Raw genomic sequence first — 1,413 nt, 5'->3', positions numbered from 1 at the left:
CGCTCCATGGCCTTGTCGTAGTCGACGAGTTCGTCCTGGATCAGTGTCAGCGGCCGCGCCCTCATGATCCGAGAATACGACCGAGGCCGGCAGCGACGTCGCGCAGCGGTTCGCGGTACGCCATTTCCCAGTACGCCATTTTCAGTACGCCATTTCTCAGTACGCGTCGGTGTTGAGCTTGTCCCGCGCCGGCAACGCGTCGCCGCGCAACGTGACCCGATCGATGGGCAGGCCGCCGTCGAGACTGGACAGCGTGCCGGTATCGCCGCGCAACGTCAGCTCGTCACCGCCGAGGGACAGACGTTCCAGCTCGGTCTCGGTGGCAGCGGGCGTCCGGTGGCGCCGGTTGTGGACGATGCTGCTGAGGTAGGCCGCGGCGATGATCCCCACTCCCAGCAGTCCGGTGACGACCTCGTTCAGGTGGTGGCCGGTGGAGACCAGCAGGATCGCCGCGAGCGCGCCGATCGCCCAGTGCGCACCGTGTTCGAGATAGATGTACTCGGCCAGCGTGCCGCGCCGGACCAGATACACGGTGATCGAACGGACGAACATCGCGCCGATCAATCCCAGCCCGAGTGCGATGACGATCGGATCCGCGCTGATGGCGAAGGCGCCGATCACGCCGTCGAAGGAGAACGAGGCGTCCAGCACTTCGAGGTAGACGAAGCCGAAGAAGGCGGCGCGCCCGGTCAGCAGGGCGGCGCGCGAGGGGCCCTGGCCGGGCTGTTCGTTCTCGAAATGGGCGCCGAGGCCGTCGACGAGGAAATAGGTGGCCATGCCGAGAGCGCCGGAGACCATCACGACGTCGGCCTTGGTGTTCGGCGCGAGCACACCGGCGGTGAGCACCAGCGCGATGAGCGCGATCACCACGGTGAACATCGAGAATCGCCCGATTCGCGCCAGCGGCCGCTCGAGCCAGCTCAGCCAGGTGACCTCACGCTGGGCGCAGATGTAGTTCAGGAACAGCAGCAGCAGGAACATCCCGCCGAACGCCGCGATCTTCGGATTGGCGTCGTTGAGCAGCGTTTCGTAGCTCGGCCTGCCGTCCGGGAAGAAGGGCGCGCCGCCGGCGGGTGGGTTCATCGCCAGCCGCAGCGCCTCGATCGGGTCCAGATGCGCACCGATCGCGACCACCACCAGTGGGAACACCAGGCGCATGCCGAAGACCGCGATCACCATTCCCACGGTGAGGAAGATGCGTTGCCAGAACGCGCTCATGCGTTGCAGGACACTGGCATTGACCACCGCGTTGTCGAACGACAGCGATACCTCGAGAACGCCGAGGGCTGCGACCAGCACCACGGCCTCCGGCCCGCCGTACAGCACCGCGACGACCAGGGACGCCGCGGCAACCAGGAACGACAGGGCGAAAACTCGCACGAACATGCCGATGCCTTTCGTCAATTCGACACC

1 pseudogene is annotated in these 1,413 nt (G+C 66.3%); it reads right to left on the bottom strand.

Annotated features, from left to right (window positions below):
* Window positions 1–336: 336 nt before the first annotated feature.
* Window positions 337–1,386 (bottom strand): annotated as a pseudogene (locus tag ON23_RS27125) (DUF475 domain-containing protein); the annotation flags it as partial.
* Window positions 1,387–1,413 lie beyond the last annotated feature (27 nt).

The sequence above is a fragment of the Nocardia cerradoensis NBRC 101014 genome (genome assembly GCF_000308535.1).
GTDB lineage: Bacteria > Actinomycetota > Actinomycetes > Mycobacteriales > Mycobacteriaceae > Nocardia > Nocardia cerradoensis.
The sequence above is the reverse complement of the archived record's forward strand: the minus strand, read 5'-3'. Positions and strand labels throughout refer to the sequence as shown.